This is a genomic window from Komagataeibacter kakiaceti JCM 25156 (genome assembly GCF_000613305.1).
Map to the genome: position 1 here is coordinate 1 of NZ_BAIO01000463.1, position 1,872 is coordinate 1,872.

The 1,872-nt window shown below is 65.8% G+C and carries 2 protein-coding genes; both read left to right on the forward strand.

What is annotated here, in order from left to right; translation table 11 throughout:
• A partial coding sequence (locus JCM25156_RS15325; RefSeq protein ID WP_025813776.1) for an OmpA family protein occupies window positions 1–412 on the forward strand: 412 nt, incomplete at its 5' end.
• 87 nt (window positions 413–499) lie between these two features.
• Window positions 500–1,741, forward strand: coding sequence for an LL-diaminopimelate aminotransferase (locus tag JCM25156_RS15330; protein ID WP_025813777.1), 1,242 nt, complete (start codon window positions 500–502; stop codon window positions 1,739–1,741).
• Window positions 1,742–1,872 lie beyond the last annotated feature (131 nt).

Sequence of the window (1,872 nt, forward strand, 5' to 3'; positions counted from 1 at the left end):
CGCCAACCTGCCGCAGATGGCCGACGCGCCCCCCGCCCTGCCCGCCATTGCCGGGATCGACCTGCCGGACAACGCGCAGCGCGACGGCATGGACCTGCCGTCCTACAACCTCGCCACACCCGATGATGGCGAGGAGATACGTTTCCTGCCCGGCTCGGACCAGATCGAACCGGGTGAGGAAGACGTGGTCAACACCATCGTGAACGGGCGTGGCAACCGCTTCGTGATCGTGAACGGATATGGCAACGCCGCGACCGCCACGGCCGAAGGCCAGGCCACGGCGCTGGACCTTGCGCTGCTGCGCACGCGCACCCTGACCCGCCTGCTCGTGGCGCGCGGGGTGCCCGCCACGCGCATTGCGGTACGCGCCCATGCCTTTGGCAATGGTGCAAGACTTGCCATCGTGCGCTAGAGTGCGCCGGCAGTCACGCCGCGCGCGGGCTGTCACAACCTGATTTTCAACCTGGCGCACAGCTTCGCGCCCTCAACAGAGCGTCCCATGACCGAAGAATTCCATCGTATCCGCCGGCTGCCGCCCTATGTCTTCGCCGAAGTCAACAAGGCCAAGGCCCAGGCCCGAGCGCGGGGGGAGGATATTATCGATCTGGGCATGGGCAATCCGGACACCCCCACCCCGCCGCATATCGTGCAGAAGCTGGTGGAGACCGTGTCCGACCCGCGCGCGCACCGCTATTCCGTCAGCCGTGGCATTCCCGGCCTGCGCCGGGCGCTGGCGGGGTATTACGAACGCCGTTTCAACGTGAAGCTGGATCCGGAAACGGAAGTGATCGCGACCCTTGGCTCGAAGGAAGGGCTGGCCAACCTCGCCTCCGCCGTGACCAGCCCGGGCGACACCATTCTGGTGCCCAACCCGTCCTATCCGATCCATCAGTTCGGCTTCATCATCGCCGGGGCGTCCGTGCGCTCGATTCCCGCAACGCCCGATGACGAGATGCTCGAAGCCCTGGACCGCGCGGTGCGCCATTCCGTGCCGAAGCCCACGGCGCTGATCGTCAACTTCCCGTCCAATCCCACCGCCTATCTGGCCGATCTCGATTTCTACCGCAAACTGGTGGCCTTCGCGCGCAAGCACGAAATCTGGATCATGTCCGACCTCGCCTATGCCGAGATCTATTTTGGCGACAACGTGCCCCCCTCCATTCTGGAAGTGCCGGGCGCGAAGGATATCGCGGTGGAGTTCACCTCCCTTTCCAAGACCTATTCCATGGCGGGCTGGCGCATGGGGTTCGCGGCAGGCAATCCACGCCTGATCGCGGCGCTGACACGCATCAAGTCCTATCTGGACTATGGCGCCTTCACCCCCATCCAGGTCGCCGCAGTGGCAGCGCTGAGCGGCCCGCAGGACTGCGTGGCCGAGATTCGCGACATCTATCGCAAGCGCCGCGACGTGCTGATCCAGGGCCTGCACGCGGCGGGGTGGGACGTGCCCTCGCCCGAGGGGTCGATGTTCGCGTGGGCGCCGATCCCCGAACGCTTCCGCCATCTGGGCAGCGTCGATTTCTCCAAGCTCCTGCTGAAGGAGGCCGGCGTCGCCGTGGCGCCGGGTCTGGGCTTTGGTGAACATGGGGAAGGGTTCGTGCGCATCGGCCTGGTGGAAAACACGCAGCGCCTGCGGCAGGCCTGCCGTTCCATCCGCCATTTCATGACCGAACATGGCGGTACCAACCCGACCTCGCAGCAGGCCGCCCCCCTGCGCGACACCCAGTCCGCCCATTCATGACGGCCCCATCGGTTGACGGAAAAGAAATGACTCCTGCTTCCCATTCCACCCCCGACCCCAAGCCCCTGCGCATCGGCATTGCCGGGCTGGGCACGGTTGGCACGGGTGTTTTCAGGCTGCTGCGCGAAAAC